The organism is Rheinheimera pacifica, assembly GCF_024809855.1.
Classification (GTDB): Bacteria; Pseudomonadota; Gammaproteobacteria; order Enterobacterales; family Alteromonadaceae; genus Alishewanella; species Alishewanella pacifica_A.
In genome coordinates this window covers 139,704-164,222 of sequence record NZ_JANUEM010000010.1, presented here as the reverse complement: position 1 = coordinate 164,222, position 24,519 = coordinate 139,704, and the positions used below count along the sequence as shown (strand labels likewise).

Sequence of the window (24,519 nt, the reverse complement as noted above, 5' to 3'; positions counted from 1 at the left end):
ATTTCACCGTGTTAACCACCACCGTGAAGCGAGGGCGCCATTTTAGTGATTTAAACCAGTCTGTCAAGCGTCTTTTTAAAAGATTTTTGCGACCCATTTTGACTCACCTGAAGCACCCAAACTGCAGCGCCCCGTGGCATGGCGCGCATTATAGGGCCTTTTAGGAGACCTGCAAGCGGTTATTTAGTAAATAATACGGTTTTACGTGCTGTTTGCTTACTAAATGGGCTTTTTGCATGTTTTAGATACAAATTGAGTGCAAACAAGCTGTTGTTTATGGTTGCGGTTTATTACCTAACCGCTAAGATAAGGCTGCTTTATCTTATTAAAGCATTCCGATAAATAGAACTAAGTGCTTAGGATATTATTATGTTACCCACTTTACGTGCTTCTTTGCCTTATACACTGGCATTAGCAGTGTTGGCTTATCTTGGCTTTGCCTTTCTTCCTGTGCTGGGGTTTACACAGGAAATTTTCGTGGTAATTGGTATATTGTTAGCTGGCATATTGGTGCCGGTGTTAGTGGATGTGAAAGGTCGTGCCGGCGTAGCCGCTTCAACTTCGCCTTTAACTGACTACAAAGGTGATACGACTACTTTATATGTAGGTAACCTGCCTTATCGCGCCAACGAAGATGCTGTAAAAGAGTTATTCCAGCGTTTTGGTGTTGTCGTTAATGTGCGTTTAATGAAAGACCGGCAAACTGGCCGTCGCCGTGGTTTTGGTTTCGTTGAGGTTGCGGCTAAAGATGGCGATAAAATGATCCAGAAGTTAAATGACTTTAATTTTCAGGAACGCACATTAAAAGTGCGTGAAGCAAAAGAACGTCAGGATGCTGACGACACTGAAGAGTAAGCATTAGTAATCAGACGAGGGAAGCGTTGGCTTCCCTTTTTTAATGCTAATTAGCGCCCTGCGAATATTCGTGGTTGGCTCAAACGGTTCCGTGTCTTAAAATAGCCGTTTTGGTTAAGCAGAGCGATAAATGAGCGTAGGTCAGGTTTTCCCCGAGCAGTATTCACAGCAACTTGAAGATAAAGTTACCGCTGTACAGCAGTTGCTATCCGATTTTAGTGCTCCAGCAGCAGAAATCTTCCGCTCTGCAGCTGATCATTACCGTTTACGGGCAGAATTCCGCATTTGGCACAACGGTGATGATATTTATCATGCAATGTTTGACTCGCAAACACGCGACAAGGTACGTATTGACCATTTTCCGGTAGCCTGCCGCACTATTGCCGATTTTATGCCAGTGCTGCTGGCAAATATTCAGTTTAACCACGAGCTGCGCTATAAACTATATCAGGTAGATTATTTAGCTACCCTGTCCGGCGAGTTGCTGGTTTCACTTATTTATAAGCGGCCATTAACCAACAGTTGGCTGGAGCAGGCTAAGCAACTGACGGATAAACTGGCCGGGCAATATAATGTGAAGTTTCTTGGCCGTTCGCGTAAGCAAAAGCTGATGGTAAGCACCGACTACGTAACGGAGCAATTCGACTTTAATGGCAAGCTTTTACAGTATCAACAGGTAGAGGGCAGCTTTACTCAGCCTAACGGTGAAGTAAACCGGCATATGTTGGGCTGGGCAAAAAAGATCGCTCAGCAACTGTCCGGAGATTTACTGGAGCTATATTGCGGCAACGGTAACTTCTCTATCGCTCTGGCACCCAGTTTTAATAAGGTGGTTGCTACTGAGATCTCCCGCACCTCGATCAAGTCGGCGCAGTATAATATAGCGCTGAACAACGTAGATAATTTACAGGTGCTGCAAATGTCCGCTGAGGATGTAGCCGCAGCGCTCTTGCAGGGCACTAAGCTAAAACAACTGGATTTAACAGACATGCAACTGAATACTGTACTGGTAGATCCACCACGTGCAGGCCTGGATACCGGCACCGAACAACTGGTCAGCCGCTTTAACGATATTATTTATATTTCCTGCAACCCGCAAACGCTGGCACATAACTTACAAAGTCTGACTAAAACACACGACATAGTGCAATTGGCCGTATTTGATCAGTTTCCCTACACCCACCATATTGAAAGCGGTGTCTGGCTGCATAAACGCCAGAGCTGAGCAAATCCGCTGCACATCAGGTTTTAAACTTACGTCCTGAGCCAGCGGCACCATGGGTAAGCCAACGTAATTGGGTAATGGTGCGGCTGGTTAAATAGTTATACTGCTCTGGGGGTGCGTCCAGTGCATCAGCTCCGGCATGAAAAACCAATATTACCATGGCTTCTGCCTGTGCTCTGGCTAACTCGTCTGGGCAGGTGGTTTCCTTACGCAAATACTCGGCAAGTTCAGCAACGAAATGTTGGATCTCGCGGGCCACTGCGCCCCTGAATGCAGCAGAAGTACCCGAACGTTCGCGCAACAATAAACGAAACACGTTACTGTTGCCGGTAACAAACTCCATAAAAGTTTCAATAGAGGTGCGAATAACACTACCGTTTTTCTCAATACGTTGCCGCGCCTGGCGCATTAACTGGCGTAGCATCAAACCAGCTTCGTCTACCAGGGTAAGGCCCAATTCATCCATATCAGCAAAATGCCGATAAAACGATGTAGGCGCTATACCCGCCTCGCGTGCTACTTCACGTAAGCTTAAGCTGGCAAAGCTTTTATCAGCGCTCAATTGAGAAAAAGCGGCATTTATAATAGCGCGGCGGGTGCGCTCTTTCTGCTCGGCTCTGGACACAGATATTCCTTTATTCAGCGAAAAGCACTATTTTATACCTTGACCCGGGGGTTGTGACCAGTAGAATGAGCGAACAGTTGTAAGCTAAAGTGGAATTTATGAAAAAAGCGCCCATTATCTGGACTAACGTTCTGCTGTTTTCCATCACAACCCTGATTGCTGCCATCGGTGTGCCCTGGTATGCATTAACTATTGGTTTTGGTTGGTTCGAGATTATTGCCACCATTATATGCTTAGGCTATTGCGGTATGTCTATCACCGCAGGCTATCACCGGCTATGGGCCCACAAAACTTATGACGCGCATCCTGCATTACAATGGCTCTATGCTATTGGCGGCGCTTTTGCCCTGCAAAACAGTGCGCTGCACTGGTCGGCTGACCATCGCGTGCATCACCGTCATGTCGATCACAATGATAAAGACCCTTACTCTGCCGGCCGTGGTTTCTGGTATAGCCATATTGGCTGGATGCTGCGTGATTATGAAAATGTAGAAAAACCAGACTACAACAATGTACGTGATCTGCAGAAAAACCCGATTGTAATGTGGCAACATCGCAACTACTTGTGGCTGACGATAGTAACTAACTTTGGTATCCCATTATTACTAGGTATTATCAGTGGCAATATTCTGGGCATGTTATTACTAGCCGGTGTGCTGCGGCTGGTATTAAGCCATCATTTTACTTTCTTTATTAACTCATTGGCGCATATCTGGGGCTCACAGCCTTACACAGAAAAAAATTCTGCCCGCGATAACGGTATACTGGCTTTTGTTACCTATGGTGAGGGGTATCACAACTTCCATCATATCTTTGAGTATGATTATCGTAATGGTATTAAGTGGTACCAATTTGACCCAACAAAATGGTTTATCAAATCAGCTTCCTGGTTAAAGTTAACGGCCAACCTTAGGGTTGTTCCTGAAGAAAGGATTGAGCAAGCCAGATTGCAAATGCAACTTAAACGGGCACAGGATAATGTGCGTAAGCGGCCAAATGCAGAACAATTGCTACAGTTATTACAGCATGAGTATGAACTGTTACTGGCCAGAATGCAGGATTACTACAGTATAAAGAAACAGTTATTGCTACAACGCAAAGACAAGTTGGTAGCACAGTATCAAGCTGTTGATTTTAAAAATAAATATAATGAATTCAAACAACATTTACAGCAACAGCAGCAGCACTGGCAGCGATTGGTAGATGCTTTTGCTTAACCAAAAAAGAGACTTCGGTCTCTTTTTTTGTATCTAATACCTGATATGCTCAGACTTAAGTCAGTTAAATCAGTGAGATTATCCACGTGAGTGCAAAAAAAACGACCCCGAAAAAAGCCAGCTTTGATTTTGATGCCATTGTTATAGGTACCGGCCCTGGTGGTGAAGGGGCGGCCATGTATCTGGCCAAAAGCGGGCTTAAAGTAGCGGCGATTGAGCGTTACCATGCTGTCGGCGGTGGTTGCACACATTGGGGTACTATCCCTTCAAAGGCGCTACGCCACTCGGTTAGCCGTCTGATAGAATTTAATGAAAACCCTTTGTTTCAACTGGATGAACAACATACCAAACTTACTTTTTCGCAAATTTTAAAACATGCCGCCGGCGTTATCCGCAAACAAGTACGCCTCAGAACCGGTTTTTATGACCGTAATCTGGTAAAAATATACCAGGGCGAAGCCCGTTTTATTGATAACCACAATCTGAGTATCAGCAGTGATGATGGCAGTTGCTTTGAGCTTAGTGCCAAAACCATTGTAATTGCCACCGGCTCACGCCCCTACCGGCCTACGGAAGTCAACTTTAACCACGACAGGATCTATGACTCAGATACCATCTTGTCATTACAACACGATCCCAAGCATATTATTATTTACGGCGCAGGGGTTATAGGCTGTGAATATGCTTCGATTTTCCGCGGCTTAGGTGTTCGGGTAGATCTGGTAAATACCCGTGACCGGTTGCTGTCGTTTATGGATACCGAGATTTCAGATTCACTAAGTTACCATTTCTGGAACTCTGGTATGACTATCCGCCATGGCGAAGAATTTGATCGCATTGAAGGTAAAGATGACGGCGTAGTACTGCACCTAAAATCCGGCAAGAAAATGAAAGCTGATTGTTTTTTGTTTGCCAATGGCCGCACCGGTAATACTGACATGTTGAATTTAGCTGCAATAGGCCTGGAATCAGACAGCCGCGGCCTGGTTAAAGTAAATAAACAGTATCAAACCAGCATAGATAACATTTATGCCGTTGGCGATGTTATTGGCTACCCCAGCTTAGCCAGTGCAGCATACGATCAGGGTCGTTTAGCAGGCGAAGCCATTGTTAAAGGCAACCTGGATGGCCACTTGATTGCCGACATCCCTGCAGGTATTTATACCATCCCGGAAATGAGCTCTGTTGGCAAAACGGAGCAGGAACTTACTGCAGCAAAAATTCCATATGAAGTAGGCCGCGCCCAGTTTAAACATCTGGCCCGCGCGCAAATTGCCAATACCAGTGTGGGCAGTTTAAAACTGTTATTTCATCGCGATACCTTAGAGATACTTGGTATTCATTGTTTTGGTGAACGTGCTGCAGAAATTGTACACATTGGCCAGGCAATTATGATGCAGAAAAATGGCGGCAATACTCTGGAGTATTTTGTGCATACTACTTTTAACTACCCCACTATGGCAGAAGCATACCGGGTAGCAGCACTGAATGGCCTTAACCGGCTTTTTTAGCCATAACATAATGATATTTAATGACTAAATAATTTAATTTCGTTGCTATATATATTTTTGTTTTGCCTGATAAATCGTTGTAAACTCAATTGCATAATAATTAAACAAATAGTTTACGGGAAAGTTTTATGCTGCAACTTCGGTATAGTTTGGCATTATTGTGGCTGATAATTTCATTTCAGGTACAGGCTGATTTCCCCACAGCAAAAGCATTATTCGAGCAACAGGAATACGCAAAGGCCAAACCAAAGCTTGAGTCTCTGGCAGAGCTTGGCCACCTGGAGGCCCAGTATTTATTATCAAGAATGTATGCTGAGGGTTTAGGTGTAGATGCAGATATAAAACTCGCCTACGCCTGGACCCTGATTGCCCGTGACGCTAAACACCCGTTAGCAGATAAACAATATCAGGAACTACGCACCAAACTTCCTTCACGCTTGGCTGGTAAAGAAGTGTATATCGCGCTAAACAACCAATACGGCAAACAGGCTCTGTCAGGTAACCTGTATCCAAGTGCCAACCGTTATGTCAATACCAGCAGCAGGTTAAAAATACTGCATCAGCCAGAACCTAAATATCCATCTTATTTCGAGCGCGCAGGTGTCGCCGCATGGGCTGTGGTCCATTACGATGTGACAGAAGATGGCACAATAGAAAACGCTAATGTAGTTGCCAGTTTTCCCATTGATGGGATTAATGAATATGTGCTGGATGCTATTAAAAGCTGGCGGTTTGAACCGCCCAAAGATTTATACGGCGTCCCCGTTCGGATGGAATTACAATCACATACCTTCAGAGTAAAAAGCTCTGCAGGGGCACAAGCCCGCAAATTTCAGCGCGACAGCCAGGAGTATACCGATGCCATTTTGGCCGCAGCTAAAGCTGAATCTGCTAAATATCAGTACCTGCACGCAGTGTTGGCAGAAAATAATATTGTTACCGACCCCTCCCCTGTTAACTGGTATCTGCAAGCTGCCATTAACGGGTACCAGCCTGCCCAGTATCGTCTGGCGCAATGCTTAATTACCGGCAATGGCTGTGATAAAGACCCAAGCAAAGCGTTGAACTGGCTGGCGATTTCGGCAGACAGCGGCGATGCAAAAGCGGCCTATTTACTGGCTCAGGAGCTGCTGGACAGTAATAACGTTAATTATAACCCGCGTAAAGCTGCCGGTTATCTGGAAAGCGCCGCACAGCAACATTACATACCTGCAATAACCGAGTATGCCTCTTTGCTGGCGATGTCTGATGATCCTACGTTACGGGATCCGGAAAAAGCCATCAAACTGGCCGAGCAAGGCCGTACTGCAGATGCAGCCAACCCAACTCTGTTGTCTATTCTGGGTATTGCGTTTATTGAACTGGGCCAGCAAAGCCGTGGCGAATCAATGCTCAAGCAAGCAATAGAAGAAGCAAAACGGCGTAACTGGAGCATTGAAAATTATGAAGATTTACTCGCCGATTACCAAACTGTCGCAACCAGCACAAACTAACAATATTTTAGCATGTTAAGATCCCCCCGGCTTAATACCGGGGGGATCCTGCTTATTCAGCCAACTCAGTATTCATATGATATGTGCGGCTAAACGCATGAACAGCATCAATAAAGACACTGACGCGTTCAGGATCTACATCCGGTGTTATGCCATGGCCCAGATTAAACACATGACCTGTTCCCTGACCAAAACCATCCAGTATCATTTGCACTTCCTGACGGATACGCTCTGGTGAACCTAACAAAATTGACGGGTCCATATTGCCTTGCAACGCCACTTTATCGCCAACACGAACTTTTGCATCACCGATATTGATGGTCCAGTCCAGCCCCAGCGCGTCGCAGCCGGTATTAGCAATGGCTTCCAGCCACATACCACCATTCTTGGTAAACAGCGTTACCGGCACTTTACGGCCGTCTGCTTCACGGGTTAAACCGTTGACTATTTGCTGCATATAGCCCAGCGAAAACTCCTGGTAATCACGCGGCGTTAACACTCCGCCCCAGGTATCAAAAATCATCACCGATTGAGCACCCGCAGCTATTTGCGCATTCAGATATAACACGACACTTTGCGCCAGCTTATCCAGCAACAGATGCAAGGCCTCTGGCTCGCTAAACATCATCTTTTTGATGGTACCAAAGGTTTTGCTACTGCCGCCTTCAACCATATAGGTAGCTAAAGTCCAGGGGCTGCCGGAAAAGCCAATTAACGGCACACTGCCATTCAGTTCACGGCGGATAGTACGCACTGCATCCATCACATAGCGCAGTTCCTGCTCTGGATCCGGCACAGGCAGATTGGCAATATCAACAAAATCGCGTACTGGCCGTTGGAATTTCGGGCCTTCGCCTTCGCCAAAATAGAGCCCAAGGCCCATGGCATCAGGAATGGTCAGAATATCACTGAATAAAATTGCTGCATCCAGTGCATAACGGCGTAACGGCTGTAATGTCACTTCACACGCCAGCTCCGGATTTTTGCACAGCGACATAAAATCACCTGCCTGTGCTCTGGTTGCACGGTATTCAGGTAAATAACGCCCTGCTTGTCGCATCATCCAAACCGGTGTTCTGTCTACCGGCTGTTTGAGTAAAGCTCTGAGGTACCTATCATTTTTTAATTGCATAGTTTGTCCGCCATTCACAGGATTGGCGCTATTTTAACACTCTGTAGCCGCAGCGACCATGTTTTCGCTGTAAATGCTACGTTCAGGTTTTTTATGCTAGGCGCTTGTCATCAACAAATCGATCTGCTATAACATTGCTGCGCTAGTGAAGAATAACAAGCAAGAAGCCTGTTTAAACGGGACCATGCAAACCATTTAGTTAAGCCACTTTATGTGGCTTTTTTATTTGCTGCCATTCATGGCGCAGCCCCCTTCGGGCCACCGCTTTGCATTGTTAAAAATCTTTCCGGACGTTTTTATTTGCCTGCAATTTGCTGCAACTGCTGAATAATTTGCCCTGATAATGTTTGTACTGGCGGCACCTCTGGTAAAGAAGCCAAATCAAACCAATGCGCTTCTTCTATTTCTTGTGGCTGGCAGACAATATCACCGCCGGCATAGTCAGCAATAAAGCCTGTCATTAATGAATGCGGAAACGGCCACGGCTGGCTGCCAACATAGCGTAAATTAGTGATCTCAACACCTACCTCCTCTTTTACCTCGCGTACAGCCGCCTGCTCCAGCGTTTCAGCAGATTCAACAAAACCTGCCAGAATAGAAAAAAAACCTTTACGGTGCCGGCTGGAGCGCGCCAGCAAGATTTGTTTGTCTTTTACAATACCCACCAACACACAAGGCGCTATGCGGGGATAACAGCGATGGCCACATTTGCTACATAACGCTGCCAGCTCCCAACTGACCAGGCTCATAGCACTGCCGCATTGGCCGCAAAAGCGATGGGTTTGTAAAAATAATGCTACCTGCACCGCTCTGGCTGCCAGATGGAATAATTGCTCTCCTTCGTTTAGCAAGTCTCTTGGCGATACCCAATCATTTTCATCTGCAATATGGTCATGGTTAACCAGCAAATAGGCTTGTTGGCCTGCCAGCTCACCAAGCCGGCATATCTGCTCAGGCTCTGCTGAAAGGGTTAATGCGCTTAGCTTGCCTTGCGGGAGCTTACGCGCAGCATTAACCCAGATACGGCCCCGATTCACAACAAACCAGAGCCCGTGCTGATTTGGCGTTAAGCTGATACTGTGTTTGATCATAAGTGGTTCTCTGCTGTACCCTGTAGTTCGCGCTATCATAATGCCGTTCACTGGGCTGACCAATAAAAAAACGGTTGATCTTTCGTGCGAAATTCATTTAATTAGAGTTAACTGCAGCAAAAGCTGCATTGAAGGAGAAGGCAATGTACACCCGTGTGCAGACCGCGCGACAAAAATGGGGTGGTTCGCTTACCGCCATAGACAACTGGCTGGATGAGCGCCAACAACTTATTGTCAGTTATTGTAAGCTGGCTGCATTACCGCCTTTTGACAACAAACGCACTACTTTGCCTACGCAAATCGCAGTGCAGGAGTTTTGCCAACTGCTGGTAGATTATTTATCTGCCGGACATTTCGAAGTTTATGAACGTATTGTTTCTGAATGCGCGGTAAACGGCACAGACAGCCGCAAACTGGCTGACAGCCTGTATCCGAAAATTGCTGTTTCTACTGATCTGGCACTGAATTTTAATGATTTATACGCTGACCATCTGAGTACAAGAGATAGTGCAGCATTTGATCGTGAGTTGTCTGAACTGGGCCAGGCACTGGAAGAGCGCTTTGCTTACGAAGATGAACTTATTAACACTCTGTATGAAAAGCACACTGACAGTAATGTTTCTGCCTGAGCAAGCTAGAATAACAACCACCCTCAAGCTGGTTTAAGCTTAAATAAAGCAGCGCCAGAGGGTGCTGTTTTCGTCTGTGATACTTATAAGTTCCCTACTGATTTCTTGTTAAACTGCCCCCCTAAGATTACAAGCCACAAAATAAACACTATAAAAACCTTAATGAAACTTTTTTTACAAAATAACTACTCTTAGCTAAGATTCTCTCTGAACTTATCTTAAGGTGAGTTCTGTACCTGCTAGTTGTCTGGTGAAAACCGAGCCAGCCATGTTGTCAGTAGTAATTTGTAAAAATAACAATAAGGAATACTGCATGCGCTCCTATTCAACGATATACCTGAGTGTGCTTGGTGCTATCACCTTTGCACCAACAGCGACTCAAGCTCAAGACACAACAGCCGATAAAAGTGTTGAACGTATCGAGGTAACAGGCAGCCGGATTAAGCAAACAGAGCTTGAAGGCCGCAGCCCGGTACAAATTCTGGACCGCGATGCCATTGACCGTTCGGGTTTATCTTCAATTGGCGATATTATTCAAAATATTACCGCTTCCGGTTCTGCGCTGAATACTAAATTCAACTCCAGCGGCAATTTCGGTTTTCCGCCCGATGGTGGTGGAGTTGGCGCCGGTGCCACTACAGTTGATTTACGCCACCTCGGTGCTAAGCGTGTTCTGGTACTTGTTGACGGGATTCGCTGGGTAAATGAAAGCTCAGCATCCGGGGTGGGCGGCGTGGTAGACTTAAATACCATTCCACTGGCAATTGTTGAACGCATTGAGGTGCTGGAAGACGGTGCCTCATCAATTTATGGTTCAGATGCCATAGCAGGTGTGGTTAACATTATTACCCGCCGCTCAGCAGTTGGTGCAACTGTTAGCACCAGCTTTGGCCAATTTAGTAAAGGTGATGGTGATACCAGCACTTTTGAACTAAGTTTTGGCGGCGAAAGTGACAAACACAGCTATTTTATGGCGGCCAGCTACAACGAACAAAAGTCTGTTGCTGCAGACACCAGAGCTCAATCCAGTCTGCCAGTACCTGGCACCGGCCTGGCTTTTGGCAGCTCAGCTATTCCTGGCGGCCGTTTTATTATCAATGATCCCAATACCGGCGCTTCATTAGATTTAGTACCAAACGCCGGCATTACCAGCCCGAATTACGATCCCACCCTCGGCGATAGCTGTGATCGCACCGATGACTTTCACTGCTTCACCACAGCAGATCGCTTTAACTATTCCAGTTATAACCTGCTGCAGACACCGAACAAAAGAGTGTCACTTTACGCTCAGCAACGTTATGAATTTACACCGGATACCAACTGGTACCTACGCGCTTTATACAATCAGCGCAGCAGCGTAAATCAGGCAGCCGCTGAACCTATGTTTATTGGCACTTTCTCGCCAAGCAACTACTGGATGGATAATTTGACCATAGCGGCTGACAATCCATACAACCCATTTGGTTTTGACCTGATAGCATCAGGCGACGATCCCAACCTGATACTGGCAGGCAAACGCCCGCTTGAAGGCGGAGCCAGACGCTTTAAGCAGAGTGTAGACACCTTCTATATTGGCTCAGGTATTGAAGGCCAGCTTGAATTAGCCGGTAACCTGTATTACTGGGATGTCAACGCTGCTTATAGCACCAACCGCGCCAAGCAGGATAACTTCGGCAGTTACAATGCAAGGCGTATTGCTACCGCACTGGGGCCTTTGGCAACTTGCCAGGCGGATCCGGCTTGTGTACCGCTAAATATCTTCGGGGTTGGCAGCATCACCACCGATATGCTTGGTTATATTCAACCGGTTGTCCGCGATACCAGCGAAAACAAACTTAGTTTGTATTCCGCCAACATTACCGGCGACATTATAGAGTTACCCGCCGGAGCACTTAGCTTTGCATCAGGTTGGGAGTATCGCAAATACACCGGCGAATACATGCCGGATGCCCTTACTGTAGCAGGCGAATATAATGGCGTAGTATCTTCGCCTACCTCAGGCTCACTTAATGTTAACGAACTCTTTGTTGAACTAAACGTACCCTTACTGGCCGATATGCCGCTGGCAAAACAGTTAGACCTCAGCCTGGCCAGCCGCTACTCTGATTACTCTACTTTTGGTAGCGAAACAACCAGCAAAGTAGGTTTCCGTTGGCTGATGCAAGATGAATTGCTGTTTCGCGGCAGTTGGTCTGAAGGCTTCCGTGCGCCTAATATCGGCGAATTATTCGGCGCCGCCAGTGGCTATGATGCAGTATTATCCGATCCCTGCTCCACTCCAACAGCCGCAGTTGCAGCAAACTGTGCAGCACTTGGTGTACCAGCAAACTATCAGCAGCCGAATCCGCAAATCAGTGTTGTTACCGGTGGTAATCGCGAGCTGGCACCAGAAACCTCCACCAGTTACAACCTTGGCATGGTATACAGCCCGGAATACGCCAGCTCAGTATCCTGGTCAGAGCGTTTAGATATTGGTATCAGTTGGTATCAACATGAACTTAAAGGCGCCATTCAGGCGCTGGACGCGCAAACCCAGCTTAATTTGTGTGTGCAAACGCTGTCTGACACCTTTTGTGATGGTATCGGCCGTAACCAGTTGGGGGCGATTGATCAGTTTAATAATACTCTGACCAATATTGGCAGTATAGAAACCTCCGGCCTGGATTTCGATATTGGTTGGTTATTACCCCAAACTGCGTTCGGACAATTCAATGTCAGGTTAAGAGCAACCCTGGTTGAAGACTATACAGTGCTTGATGCCAACGGCCAGCGTCAGCCGAAAACTGTCGGTATTGAAGTGAATGATACGGCCATTCCAGAGTGGAGCGGTAACTTAGCTCTGAACTGGCAACATGAAGCCTGGCAAGCCAGCTGGACAATGCGTTACACCAGTGATTTAGAAGAAAGCTGTGGCGATGCAGCCAGTTTTGCAGTTTGCCGAAACAACCCGTCTACCGGCCAGAACCGTCTTGGCAGCACGACATACCATGATGCGCAGGTCAGTTGGAGTACAGATGCAATACTGTCTGGTATGCAATTAAGCTTTGGTGTTAATAACCTGTTTGGCAAAGAGCCACCAATTTGCTTGTCATGCTCACTGAACGGTTACGACCCATCAACCTATGATATGCCAGGTAGCCGTTATTGGTATCTGCGTGCATCCTTTAGTATTTAATAGCATCTGATAGCAAAGCCCCGCGATGCGGGGCTTCTTCATAACAGAGTAATGTATTAATTTTGTGCGTATTGCCGTTCAAGGCGGCTGACTTTTAGTTCTAAGCCCGCCAGCGAGGCTTTTTCTGCGGCAATTTTCTCGTTGTATAGCTGCTCGGTACGAGCAATTTTTTGTTGTACAAAAGCCTTGCCAAATAGGCAAGTTAAGCCAGGTATTTATTTAAACTACTGTAGTGCGTTTTCAGACACTCCTGTCTACCTCTGTTGCGTTTTAATCCAGCAAGGCTTTTTTCATAAAATTAGGCCAAGCAGACGCGGCTTTATGCACTTCGGCATTGTAGTAATCGGTATTAAACGGTGCCTGGGCAGCATCTGCCTCACGAAAGCCATTAAAGGCAGCACCTTTACGCGCCAGAGTGCAGGTCCACCAGCCAGACGGATATACCATTTGCGGGAACAGCAACGTTTGCAAAGCATCAAACCCGGCATCCAGCATAGCACTACGCATATCTTTAAGTAACGGCATATGGATCAGTGGCGACTCGCTCTGCTGCACCAAGATACCACCATGGCGCAATGCTTTACGGCAACTGTCATAAAATGCCCGGTTAAACAGCCCTTCGCCCGGCCCGATAGGATCAGTAGAGTCAACAATAATAACATCCACTGACTCCGGCGCTGCTTCACGCATGTATTTAATACCGTCGTCAAACTTCAGGGTTGCGCGAGGGTCGTTGTTTGAGGCACATAATTCCGGAAAATACTTTTCGGCCATCCGCGTAACCTGCTCATCAATATCAATTTGCGTTACGCTTTCCACGCCGGGGTGCTTTAATACTTCACGCAGGGTGCCGCAATCACCACCACCGATGATCACCACATTTTTCGGGTTGGCATGGGTAAACAATACCGGATGACTAAGCATTTCGTGGTAGAGAAAGTTGTCACGGCTGCTGAGCATAATAACGCCGTCAATCACCATCAGGTTACCAAAATGGGTGGTTTCAAACATCTCAATTTTCTGAAACGGCGACTGAACCTCATCCAGTTTCTTCGTGATAGCCAAACCAAAGGCGCTGCCGCTGGGGGCGAAAATTTCAGTGAACCAATTGTTGTCGCCAGACATAGTATTACCCTCAAAACAAAATAGCCGCATATTTTGCCTGCTTGCGCCGCCAAGGACAAATATTTCGATGTTTTTTGCTGCAGCTTTACCGTATTGGCCTTAAACTATGCACATCTTAATTTTAAAGGAACGACAATGGCCGACTGGGGTACTGAAAAAGCACGCTCTATCTATAACGTAGCGGTATGGAGTGAAGGATATTTTGATGTTAATACTGATGGTAATCTGGTGGCTTATCCGGATCAGGATCACAGTAAAACAGGCATCAGTTTTCCTGAGCTTACTGCACGTTTTAAAGAGGAAGGCTTAACCTTACCTGTGCTGGTGCGTTTTACTGACATTCTGCAACACCGGGTGGATACGCTGATTAAATCTTTCCAGCGTGCCAAGGCAGAAAAAGAGTATCAGGGCCAGTACACTGCTGTTTACCCGATTAAAGTAAACCAGCAGTTCTCAGTAGTAAAACGTCTTATCAGCCACGACAGCGATAAAGTAGGCCTTGAAGCAGGCAGTAAACCCGAGCTGATGGCTATATTAGGTGTTACTGATCAGCCATTGCAGATTGTCTGCAACGGTTACAAAGACAGCGAATTTCTGCGTTTGGCCACTATCGGCCAGATGATGGGCCACACTGTTTACGTGGTAGTAGAAAAACTGTCTGAACTAAAAACCCTGCTGCGTGAAATTGATAATTTAGGCACTGCACCACGTATTGGTATCCGTATCCGTTTAAATTCGGTGGGTAAAGGCAAGTGGCAAAACACCGGCGGTGAAAAAGGCAAGTTTGGCTTAACCGCAACCCAGGTGCTGCAGGCCATTGATGTCCTGCGCGATGCCGGCAAGCTGGATCTGTTGCAACTGGTACATTTTCATATCGGCTCACAAATTGCCAATATTCGTGATATCCACAACGCCATTCGTGAATGTGCCCGCCACTATGCTGAACTGCGTACTTTAGGTGTGCCCATCAGTACTGTCGATGTGGGTGGTGGCCTGGGTGTTGACTACGAAGGCTCTAAATCACGTTCGGCCTGTTCAATGAACTACACCATGTACGAATATGCCCGTAATGTGGTTAATGGTTTAAAAGAAGTCTGTGACGAGTACGACCTGCCCCACCCGAACATTATTACCGAATCAGGCCGGGCTATGACAGCACACCACGCCGTGCTGGTAACCGATGCCATTGATATTGAGCGCGCACCGGGCCTGGTCAATTTACCGGAGCCAAGTGAAGATTCGCCAACAGTGATCCTTGGCCTGTGGGAAGCTTACCAAAATGTTACGCCACGCACGGCAATTGAAGCCTATCACGATGCGGTGCACTACTTTACCGACGCCCATGCCCAGTATGTGCATGGCCTGCTGACATTAAAAGACTGGTCGCTGCTGGAGCAAATTTACTTTGCTACCATTAACAAAGTAAAAGCCAATCTGGACATGACAGCACGTTCGCACCGCTCTATTCACGACGAGCTGAATGAAAAACTGGCAGATAAGTTATTCGTTAACTTCTCGCTGTTCCAATCCATGCCCGACGCCTGGGGTATTGACCAGTTGTTCCCGGTAATGCCGCTGGAACGGATGAATGAGCCGCTGGATCATCGCGCCATTATTCAGGATATTACCTGCGACTCAGACGGCCAGCTGAAAAGCTACGCTGATGGTAACGGGATTGAACCCAGCCTGCCGCTGCCTTTATATAAAGAAGATGAACAGTACCTGCTGGGTATGTTTATGGTGGGCGCCTATCAGGAAATTTTAGGCGATTTACACAACCTGTTTGGCGACACTGACTCTGTACACGTGGAATTAACCGACGATGGTAGTTATAAACTGACCAATATCATTAAAGGTGATACGGTAGCTGATGTACTGCGTTATGTGCAGTTTGACGCGAATAAGCTGATAGCGTCATACAGCAAACAGCTGGCCAAACTTGATATGACTGCCAGCAAAAGAGATGAACTGTTGGATGAACTGAAAGCCGGTGTTTATGGTTACACCTATTTTGAAGATTAAGGTAAACTAGCTACTCATCGGACATGTTAACAGCAGGCTCGCCTGCTGTTATTATTTTTAGCAGCCGAAAACTTCGGCCAGCCACAAATACCAGGTGTTGTTATGCTACATTTTTTACCCCGCCCGCTAACGGGCACACTTTCAATGCTGCTTTATATTGTCAATACGCTGTTTTGGTGTGTACCCATTATGCTGCTGGCTATATTGAAATTGCCGCCGGTTACCCGCTGGCAAAGCTGGATGACTTACCTGCTGGATGCCTGTGCCGTGGCCTGGATCAGTGTCAACAACTTCACTACCCGGCTGTTTACCCGTATTCGCTGGCAAGTATCAGGCCTTGAAACGCTATCACTTAAAGACTGGTATCTGGTGTTGGCCAATCATCAATCCTGGGCTGATATTCTGGTACTGCAAAAAGTATTTAACCGCAATATTCCGTTTATTAAGTTTTTTCTGAAAAAAGAACTGCTATACGTACCCTTCTTAGGCATGTGTTGGTGGGCGCTGGACTTTCCCTTTATGAAGCGTTACAGCAAAAGCTTTTTGCAAAAAAATCCGCACTTGCAGGGCAAAGATATCGAAACCACACGCAAGGCGTGCCATAAGTTTCGCTTTAAACCGGCCGCAATTATGAATTTTGTCGAAGGTACCCGCTTCACCCCGGAAAAACATCGCCAGCAACAATCGCCGTACCGCAATCTGCTAAAACCCAAAGCCGGTGGCGTGGCTTTTGTACTGGGAGCTATGGGCGATCAGTTGCATAAAATTCTCGACATCACTATCTATTACCCTAAAGGAATTCCAAGTTTCTGGGACTACATCTCCGGCAAAGTGCGCGATATTACCGTGCAGATCCGGGTACTGCCTATAACACCCGAACTGCTGGGCGACTATAACGACAGCCAGTACCGCGAGCGGTTTCAACAATGGATCAACCAGTTGTGGCAACATAAAGATCAGCAACTCACTGCGCTGAAACAGGGAGAACAGCAATAATGCTAAGTTTTTTACCCGGCTGGCTGCTGCTGCCTGTTAGCTTCAGCTTATTTGCGTTAAATCTGGCGTTTTGGGGTATTTTGGTTACACCGCTTGGCATCATCAAGTTGCTGCTGCCGTTTAAAGCTGTGCACCGCATTACCGCACTGGCGGGTAAAGGCTGCTATCGCGGCTGGACAGCAGTTAACACAGCCTTAATTAACCTGTTTAATAAGGTCGACTGGCAAATTAGCGGTGCCCAAACGCTGGATAAAACCAGTTGGTATCTGCTTATTTCAAACCATAAAAGCTGGCTTGATATTCCGGTTGTCAGCACAGTGGCTCATAGCCGTATACCGGAGCCGAAGTTTTTCTTAAAAGACGAACTGAAATGGCTGCCATTTTTAGGCACCGGCTGCTGGGCACTGGATATGCCTTTTATGAAGCGCTACAGCACAGCACAGCTGGCAAAACGGCCAGAGTTAAAAGGTAAGGATATCGCCACGACCCGTGCTTCATGCCAGAAATTTAAAACCGTGCCTACTACCATTATTAATTTTGTAGAAGGCACCCGTTTTACCGAAAGAAAAAAAGCCGCGAAGCGCAGCCCATTTCAGTACCTATTGCCACCTAAAGCTGGCGGTATAGCTTTTACCCTGGCCAGCATGGGTGAACAATTTAACGCCATACTGGATTTTACCCTGCTCTACCCCGACAACCCACAGCACGTTGCTATGGACATGTTGATGGGTAAGTTAAAGCGGGTGATAGTACAGGTAGAAGTTCTGCCAGTAGATCAGCAGGTTATTGGCGATTATTTTAACGACGAGCAGTTTCGCGAACGCTTTCAGTTATGGCTTAACCAGCGCTGGCAGCATAAAGATCAGCTGATACAACAGTATAATCAGGCCCAGGTATTAACCCCCGCGCCCGGCCACTTGCCCTGTTAAGCCTGGCTTAACGGGTTGCTGTCAGTAGCAGATTGCGCGGTGTTACCTGATAGTCACAAAATTCACTGATGCGTGTCTTATAGCCATGTTGCTGTAAATATAACGCCTTATCCAACGCCAGCCATAGTTCCAGTGGCCGGCGGAATAAGTGCCTTACCAGTTCAATACGCTGTACAGTTGTTGCACGCTGTTGCGCCCGCGCCAGATACAGTGCTTCGTCTATCACGGCAGGTAACGCCAACTGATGCTGCGCCGCTGCCCAACAGGCAAAAGCTGTAAAACTGCCACTAAACCAATGCTTACCAACTGACGCCAGCGGCCGGTAATGGCGCTGCCCGGTAAGGTCGGCCCGTAATTCATCATAGGCCAGGCGCCACAGTACTTCGGTCGCTCTGAGTTTTTCAACACGATCACCTGCCGTTACCTGGCCTTGCACCACCAGTTTTAAATCGTCTTTGCTTAACTGTAAATTGTGTTGTAAGGCAAGATCCGACATCGGCTGATACTGTGGTTGCGTAATTAAATGATAGCAACACGGCACCAGTTGTAACTGCTGGCAACCTGCGTGTACCGCCTGTTGCAGCATAGAAATATGTAACTGGCCACAGGCATGCAGCGCTACGATATGCTGCTTTGGCTGTAAAACAGTATCAAGTGGTGCGCTTAGTACATCGGCACAAACAAAGTGCTGTGGTAACTGATATTTTTCGGCCAACCCCGCACCAGCATCACATAATGTTGCCTGCCATTCAACACTGGTTACCGGCACAGTAAAACGGTGAGCCAGTATCCTGCCCAAATGCCCTTTACCTGCGCACCATTCCAGCACCGGTAAATTGCTGTGTGGCCACTGCTGGCATAACGCCGTAATTTGCTGCAGTTTACGCCCGCCAATACCGTTTTCCAACCAGAACGGCAAAGCGGGCAAGGGTTCAGGAGCAACTGCAACCGCCACTGCCGGCAAAGCAAATAATGCAGGAAACAATGAAGCAAAATACTGCTGCTGCAACGTACTGCTTTGATCAATCTGCTTTAACAGGCTTTCATCCATACCTGTTAACAGCTGCTGCAACTCAGCATCCGGCCAGGGTAGAGTGTCACAGGCAAATGGCAATAACTGCCAGTACCGCCGGTACTGCTGTAATACCCTGCTTAGTTGCTGAAATTGCTGCGTTATTGTGTTGCTCATAAATATCTGTCTGCCGTTTTGCCAGGCTCACGCTTGTGCTTTATAGTAAAGCAGTCCGCTCCTATTAAGGCCGCTATGATAAATCAACGCATTAGCAGAACCATTAATTTTATCAGTTGGCTTGGTAGCATTTTATTATTGCTGTTATTCAGCTATCTGGCGTGGCGTGGTTACCAGCAAACCCCTACAGCTGATGTATTGCAGCGCTGGACTCTGGCCTTTTTAGCCAGTGAATTACTGTTGTTAACCTTGCTTTCAGAAGTTAAAAGGTTAATCAGGAGCTTATTGCAGGAAGTCAAACAATCTGAAAATTTAAAACGGCGTGCACAAATAGAAGCGGCAGAGCAACTGAGTAAAATGGCCAGCCAGTTACCCGGTATGGTATTTCAGTTTCTGCTGAAACCCGATGGCAGCAACAGCTTTATGTACTGCAGTGAAGGTATCCGCGATATATTTAATCTAACACCGGAACAGGTAAAAGATGATGCAGGCCCTTTATTCGACCGTATACACCCGGCAGATACTCAAACAGTACGTGACAGTATTATCGCTGCAACCAAACAGCTTACATTGTGGAAAATAGAGCACAGAGTGCAGCGCCCCAACGGGGACATAATATGGGTAACCAGCCGTGCAGTACCTGAGCGTCAAGCAGACGGCAGCGTCATTCTTTATGGCTTTGCCAGCGATTTTACAGAGCGAAAACAAGTTGAGCGCCTCAAAGATGAGTTTGTCTCTACCGTAAGCCATGAACTGCGTACACCGCTGACAGCGATTAGTGGCGCCATTGGCTTATTGCATGGTGAAGTATTTGGCCCGCTGCCACAGCAAGCCGCTCAAATGGCTCAACTGGCGCAGGCAAACGTGAAGAAATTGCAGCTGCTGATTAATGACCTGCTGGATATGGATAAACTGATCGCGGGCAAAATGTTGTTTGATATTCAACCGCAGCCATTACTACCTGTTGTTGAAGCTTCATTACACGATAACCAAAGCTATGCCCAGCAGTATCAGGTTTACTATCAGCTACAAGCTATATCAGCCGATATGTGGGTAAATATTGATAGCATGCGTCTGCAGCAGGTTATGGCCAACCTGCTATCAAATGCGGCTAAGTTTTCACCACCGCAGGCGGTAGTTAATATCACCGTACAACAACAAGGCGACAAGGCACTGATACGGGTAATAGACAACGGCTGTGGTATCAGCGAACAATTTAAACCTTATATATTCAGCAAGTTTTCTCAGGCTGACAGCTCTGACATTAAAAGCAAAGGGGGTACCGGGCTTGGGCTGGCTATCAGCAAACAGCTGATGAGCCGCATGCAGGGCGAAATAGGCTTTCAGTCAGAGCAAGATAAAGGCAGTGAATTTTATGTGTTACTGCCACTGGCCAACGTAGCAGAACTTCCGGAGACAGATTAATGACAGAATTACAGCGTATTATGCACGTAGAAGATGACCCGTCTATTCAGCAGGTAGCCAAAATTGCACTGGAGGCTGTCGGTGGCTTTAGCGTGCATACCTGTGGCAGCGGCATGCAGGCATTAGCTGATTACCCTACTGTGGCGCCACAACTGATTTTGCTGGATGTAATGATGCCCGGCATGGATGGCCCCACCACCTTGCAACAGTTGCAAAGCCGGTACGATTTAACCAAAGTGCCGGTGATATTTATGACAGCCAAGGTGCAAAGCAGTGAAATTGCGTCATACAAAGCACTGGGCGCTGCTGATGTCGTAGCAAAGCCGTTTGACCCTATGACGCTATCAAACCAGATCCGGCAGATCTGGCTCGACTTTCATCTGTAGCACCGCCTTTTCTGCTATCAGTAAAGCAGGCTATATAACTTGCGCCGGTACTGTGTTGCCACGCTGTCGCCCTTAGGCAACGCGGCCAGAATATCCAGATACAGCTTTTTGCTGCTGCCGTAGTTTAAATCCTGCTGCAGAATACTCAGCAACAGCGCCAGAGCCTCTTCGCTACGCTGTACAGCCTGATACTGTATGGCCAGTTTTTCTTTCAGCTCATTGCTGGCAGGTTCTGCTGCCAGAGCAGTTTCCAGCGCTTTTATTTCCGGCGTGTCGGCAGCTTCTTTAGCAAGTTCCAACTTGGCAACTACTGATTTATACAAGGCGTCCTGATCGGCCAGTTTAACCTCGCTTAGCAGTGTTTCTGCCTGCGGCAGCTGGCCCAGGCTAACAGCAGTATCAGCCAGCCACAGTTTAATTTCGGTGCGCTCAGGTGCCAAAGATAACGCTTCTTTTAACAACGGGTAGGCAGCAGCGTAGTCTTGTTTGGCCAGCAATTGTTCAGCCTGCGCCAGCAAATCATCTTCCGGTTTCGGTAGGTAGGCGGCCAGTTTATCGCGTATCGCCTGCTCGGTTTCAACCCCGGCAAAGCCATCAACCGGCCGGCCTTGTTTGATCATCATTACGGTTGGCAGCGACTGCACGCCAAACTGCATCGCCAGATCTTGCTCCTTGTCACAGTCTACCCTGGCCAGCAACAACTGCTGCGGATATTGCTGTACTATGCGCTCCAACACCGGGCTTAGTTGTTTACAGCCCTCGCTGCGGGCCGACCAGAACTGGAACAGCACCAGCTTCTGCATAGAGGCATCCAGTACCTCGCGGGCGTTATTAATAGAAACATCAATGATAGGCTGTTGCATAAAACGAAAATCCTTGCTGGCAGATCAAAACTCAGTTGTGTCTTACTATGTGGGCACAGCCGTGGCTTTGCAAGCCTCGTAAGTGCTGAGATGAGCCGCTGAAACAACGGAAAAAGTATCGACATCCGGCCGTCTATCACGTAAATTAATGCAGCGCACAAAAATGACTGCTCAGCAGCAAATAACCATAGCGCCATAGTTTGAGTTTAACAGCTTATCCTGTTCAACCAGTCCACGTAGCACAGCATTAAAGCGGCCTTTGGCTGCTTTAGAAAAATTCACCCGCGCCTTTGCCTGCAAAGCCGTGGCGTGTTGTATTTGCCACAGCAAACTATGAGATAGCATAATGACCAGCCAGATCCAGCCAGACGATAAGTCAGCCGACTCCACCAGAGCAACAGAAATGTTATCCGGTGCCGCCATGGTAATACGTGCCCTAGCCGATGAAGGTGTCGAATACCTGTACGGTTATCCGGGTGGCGCTGTATTACATATTTACGATGCGTTATTTCAGCAAAATAAAGTTAAGCATGTTTTAGTACGGCATGAGCAAGCGGCTACCCATATGGCCGATGCTTACGCCCGCGCCAGCGGCAAAGCCGGTGTCGTACTGGTAACATCGGGCCCCGGTGCTACTAATGCAGTAACCGGCATTGCCACTGCTTATATGGATTCTATTCCGATGGTAGTGCTAACCGGCCAGGTAATGAGCCACCTGATTGGCGGTGATGCGTTTCAGGAAACCGACATGCTGGGCATATCGCGGCCAATTTGTAAGCACAATATGTCGGTGCGCCGCCCGGAGGATATTCCCTATTTAATTAAAAAGGCCTTTCATATCGCACAAACCGGCCGGCCGGGCCCGGTCGTGCTGGATATCCCGAAAGATATGACCATGCCAAACCAGCAGTTTCCGTATCATTACCCGGCGGAAATTAACCTGCGTTCATACCAACCCAAGCAGCAGGGCCACAGTGGCCAGATTAAAAAAGCCGTTGCGGCATTACTGGCTGCCAAAAAACCGGTTTTATATGCCGGCGGCGGTGTCATTATGGGCGGGGCATCAAACGAACTGACAGAATTGGCGCAATTGCTGAACCTGCCGGTAACCAACACGCTGATGGGGTTAGGTGCCTACCCGGCCGATGATAAACAGTTTATTGGTATGCTGGGCATGCACGGCAGCTATGAAGCCAACCAGACCATGCACCATGCCGACGTTATTGTGGCGGTAGGCGCACGCTTTGACGATCGCGTAACCAATAACACCAAAAAATTCTGTCCCGACGCGACCATTATTCATATTGATATCGACCCGGCCAGCATCAGTAAAACGGTAAATGCGCATATTCCGATTGTCGGCTTAGTGCAACCGGTACTAAGCAATATGCTGGCCCTGCTAAAGCAGAAAAAGAAAAAGTCAGACAGCGCCGCACTGGAAGCATGGTGGCAGCAAATAGCTCAGTGGCGCAGCGTACATGGCGGCCGCTACGACACCAGCGCACCGCTGTTAAAACCACAATATGTTATTGAGCAGGTTAGTAAAATCACTAAAGGCGAAGCCTACGTTTGCAGTGACGTAGGCCAGCACCAGATGTTTGCCGCGCAGTATTACAAGTTTAATAAGCCCAACCGCTGGATTAACTCCGGCGGCCTTGGCACCATGGGTTTTGGCCTGCCCGCTGCGATGGGGGTGAAGCTGAATTACCCCGATGCCGATGTGGTTTGTGTCACCGGTGAGGGCTCTATTCAGATGAATATTCAGGAACTGTCTACCTGTAAGCAATACGGCTTAGGCGTAAAAATTATTAACCTGAATAACGGCTACTTAGGCATGGTTAAACAGTGGCAGGATATGAACTATGAGTCGCGCTATGCCAGTTCGTACATGGATTCACTGCCCGACTTTGTCAAACTGGCAGAAGCTTATGGCCATGTTGGCATTCGTGTTACCACACCGGAAGAACTGCAACCGGCGCTGGAGCGCGCCTTTGCGCTGAAAGATCAGCTGGTGTTTTTAGATATTCATATCGACCCGAAAGAGCACGTTTACCCGATGCAGGTGCCGGGTGGCGCCATGAACGATATGTTTTTAAGCAAAACAGAGAGGACTTAACATGCGGCATATTATTTCTGTTCTGCTGGAAAACGAATCCGGCGCCTTGGCCCGCCTAGTGGGCCTGTTTGCCCAGCGCGGCTATAACATTGACTCGCTAAATGTGGCCGCCACCGAAGACCCTACCCTGTCACGCTTAACGCTGGTAACTCATGGCAATGATCAGGTTATTGAACAAATCAGTAAACAACTGCACAAGCTGATTGAAGTGGTAAAAGTGTCAGATATCAGCGAAGCGGCACATATTGAACGCGAATTAATGCTGGTAAAAGTTAAAGCCGGTGGCAACCAGCGTGAAGAGGTAAAACGCTGCGCCGATATTTTCCGCGGCCAGATTATCGACGTTACCCCCGCCACTTACACTATTCAACTGGTCGGTACCAGCGATAAGCTGGATGCCTTTATTCAGGCACTGGGTACTACGCCCATTATGGAGGTAGTGCGCAGCGGCGCTTCGGGCATAGCCCGTGGTGAAAAAACCCTGGCGCTATAGTTTTTAACAGGCATTAAGCATA

General features: G+C 47.5%; 21 protein-coding genes. 14 read left to right on the top strand and 7 right to left on the bottom strand.

Annotated features, from left to right (window positions below):
* Positions 1-369 precede the first annotated feature (369 nt).
* Together M2404_RS13865 and trmA are read left to right on the top strand one after the other, a co-directional pair.
* Positions 370-855, top strand: a complete 486-nt coding sequence (locus M2404_RS13865) for an RNA recognition motif domain-containing protein (protein WP_259240343.1) — start codon at positions 370-372, stop codon at positions 853-855.
* Positions 856-985: 130 nt separating this feature from the next.
* On the top strand, positions 986-2,080 hold the full coding sequence (gene trmA, locus M2404_RS13860; RefSeq protein WP_259240342.1) for a tRNA (uridine(54)-C5)-methyltransferase TrmA: 1,095 nt from the start codon (positions 986-988) through the stop codon (positions 2,078-2,080).
* 16 nt (positions 2,081-2,096) lie between these two features.
* Here the strand turns inward: trmA and fabR are convergent, their stop codons facing one another.
* Positions 2,097-2,705: an HTH-type transcriptional repressor FabR gene (gene fabR, locus M2404_RS13855; protein ID WP_405047786.1), complete on the bottom strand. Its 609-nt coding sequence runs from the start codon at positions 2,703-2,705 to the stop codon at positions 2,097-2,099.
* Positions 2,706-2,803: 98 nt separating this feature from the next.
* Between fabR and M2404_RS13850 the strand changes: the two genes are divergently transcribed.
* From M2404_RS13850 to M2404_RS13840, 3 genes are all read left to right on the top strand, one after another.
* On the top strand, positions 2,804-3,922 hold the full coding sequence (locus M2404_RS13850) for an acyl-CoA desaturase (RefSeq protein WP_259240341.1): 1,119 nt from the start codon (positions 2,804-2,806) through the stop codon (positions 3,920-3,922).
* Between the two features lie 86 nt (positions 3,923-4,008).
* Positions 4,009-5,433: a Si-specific NAD(P)(+) transhydrogenase gene (gene sthA, locus M2404_RS13845; RefSeq protein ID WP_259240340.1), complete on the top strand. Its 1,425-nt coding sequence runs from the start codon at positions 4,009-4,011 to the stop codon at positions 5,431-5,433.
* A 128-nt stretch (positions 5,434-5,561) separates the two neighbouring features.
* Positions 5,562-6,926 carry a TonB family protein gene (locus M2404_RS13840; protein WP_259240339.1) on the top strand — a complete coding sequence of 455 codons (1,365 nt, stop codon included), beginning with the start codon at positions 5,562-5,564 and terminating at the stop codon, positions 6,924-6,926.
* Positions 6,927-6,978: 52 nt separating this feature from the next.
* On the opposite strand, the gene hemE is transcribed toward M2404_RS13840, so the two are convergent.
* Together hemE and nudC are read right to left on the bottom strand one after the other, a co-directional pair.
* Positions 6,979-8,058 (bottom strand): uroporphyrinogen decarboxylase, encoded by a 1,080-nt coding sequence (hemE, locus tag M2404_RS13835; RefSeq protein ID WP_259240338.1) that lies wholly within the window; start codon positions 8,056-8,058, stop codon positions 6,979-6,981.
* Positions 8,059-8,354: 296 nt separating this feature from the next.
* Positions 8,355-9,149, bottom strand: coding sequence for an NAD(+) diphosphatase (nudC, locus tag M2404_RS13830; protein WP_259240337.1), 795 nt, complete (start codon positions 9,147-9,149; stop codon positions 8,355-8,357).
* A gap of 143 nt (positions 9,150-9,292) precedes the next feature.
* On the opposite strand from nudC, the gene rsd reads away from it, so the two are divergent.
* On the top strand, positions 9,293-9,778 hold the full coding sequence (gene rsd, locus M2404_RS13825; RefSeq protein ID WP_259240336.1) for a sigma D regulator: 486 nt from the start codon (positions 9,293-9,295) through the stop codon (positions 9,776-9,778).
* Positions 9,779-10,091: 313 nt separating this feature from the next.
* Complete coding sequence (locus M2404_RS13820; protein ID WP_259240335.1) at positions 10,092-12,953, top strand: TonB-dependent receptor plug domain-containing protein; 2,862 nt, start codon at positions 10,092-10,094, stop codon at positions 12,951-12,953.
* A gap of 270 nt (positions 12,954-13,223) precedes the next feature.
* Here M2404_RS13820 and speE read toward each other — a convergent pair whose 3' ends face one another.
* The gene (speE, locus tag M2404_RS13815; RefSeq protein WP_259240346.1) at positions 13,224-14,078 is read right to left on the bottom strand and encodes a polyamine aminopropyltransferase; all 855 of its coding nucleotides are present in this window, start codon (positions 14,076-14,078) and stop codon (positions 13,224-13,226) included.
* Between the two features lie 135 nt (positions 14,079-14,213).
* Between speE and speA the strand changes: the two genes are divergently transcribed.
* From speA to M2404_RS13800, 3 genes are all read left to right on the top strand, one after another.
* Positions 14,214-16,100, top strand: coding sequence for a biosynthetic arginine decarboxylase (gene speA, locus M2404_RS13810; protein WP_259240334.1), 1,887 nt, complete (start codon positions 14,214-14,216; stop codon positions 16,098-16,100).
* Positions 16,101-16,202: 102 nt separating this feature from the next.
* Positions 16,203-17,096 carry an acyltransferase gene (locus M2404_RS13805; RefSeq protein WP_259240333.1) on the top strand — a complete coding sequence of 298 codons (894 nt, stop codon included), beginning with the start codon at positions 16,203-16,205 and terminating at the stop codon, positions 17,094-17,096.
* Positions 17,096-18,025 carry an acyltransferase gene (locus M2404_RS13800; RefSeq protein WP_259240332.1) on the top strand — a complete coding sequence of 310 codons (930 nt, stop codon included), beginning with the start codon at positions 17,096-17,098 and terminating at the stop codon, positions 18,023-18,025. Before M2404_RS13805 ends, M2404_RS13800 begins: the two co-directional genes overlap by 1 nt.
* A 7-nt stretch (positions 18,026-18,032) precedes the next feature.
* On the opposite strand, the gene M2404_RS13795 is transcribed toward M2404_RS13800, so the two are convergent.
* Positions 18,033-19,214, bottom strand: a complete 1,182-nt coding sequence (locus M2404_RS13795; protein ID WP_259240331.1) for an SAM-dependent methyltransferase — start codon at positions 19,212-19,214, stop codon at positions 18,033-18,035.
* Between the two features lie 75 nt (positions 19,215-19,289).
* Here M2404_RS13795 and M2404_RS13790 point away from each other — a divergent pair, with 75 nt between their 5' ends.
* Together M2404_RS13790 and M2404_RS13785 are read left to right on the top strand one after the other, a co-directional pair.
* Entirely contained in the window at positions 19,290-20,639 is a 1,350-nt protein-coding gene (locus tag M2404_RS13790; RefSeq protein ID WP_259240330.1) for a sensor histidine kinase, read from the top strand.
* On the top strand, positions 20,639-21,025 hold the full coding sequence (locus M2404_RS13785; RefSeq protein WP_259240329.1) for a response regulator: 387 nt from the start codon (positions 20,639-20,641) through the stop codon (positions 21,023-21,025). The genes M2404_RS13790 and M2404_RS13785 overlap by 1 nt, the downstream gene beginning before the upstream one ends.
* Before the next feature lie 17 nt (positions 21,026-21,042).
* Here the strand turns inward: M2404_RS13785 and M2404_RS13780 are convergent, their stop codons facing one another.
* Entirely contained in the window at positions 21,043-21,888 is an 846-nt protein-coding gene (locus M2404_RS13780) for a tetratricopeptide repeat protein (RefSeq protein ID WP_259240328.1), read from the bottom strand.
* A gap of 171 nt (positions 21,889-22,059) precedes the next feature.
* The gene (locus M2404_RS13775; protein WP_259240327.1) at positions 22,060-22,233 is read right to left on the bottom strand and encodes a hypothetical protein; all 174 of its coding nucleotides are present in this window, start codon (positions 22,231-22,233) and stop codon (positions 22,060-22,062) included.
* A 1-nt stretch (position 22,234) separates the two neighbouring features.
* On the opposite strand from M2404_RS13775, the gene M2404_RS13770 reads away from it, so the two are divergent.
* Together M2404_RS13770 and ilvN are read left to right on the top strand one after the other, a co-directional pair.
* Positions 22,235-24,004 carry an acetolactate synthase 3 large subunit gene (locus M2404_RS13770; RefSeq protein WP_259240326.1) on the top strand — a complete coding sequence of 590 codons (1,770 nt, stop codon included), beginning with the start codon at positions 22,235-22,237 and terminating at the stop codon, positions 24,002-24,004.
* 1 nt (position 24,005) lies between these two features.
* The gene (ilvN, locus tag M2404_RS13765; RefSeq protein WP_259240325.1) at positions 24,006-24,497 is read left to right on the top strand and encodes an acetolactate synthase small subunit; all 492 of its coding nucleotides are present in this window, start codon (positions 24,006-24,008) and stop codon (positions 24,495-24,497) included.
* Positions 24,498-24,519: the final 22 nt, after the last annotated feature.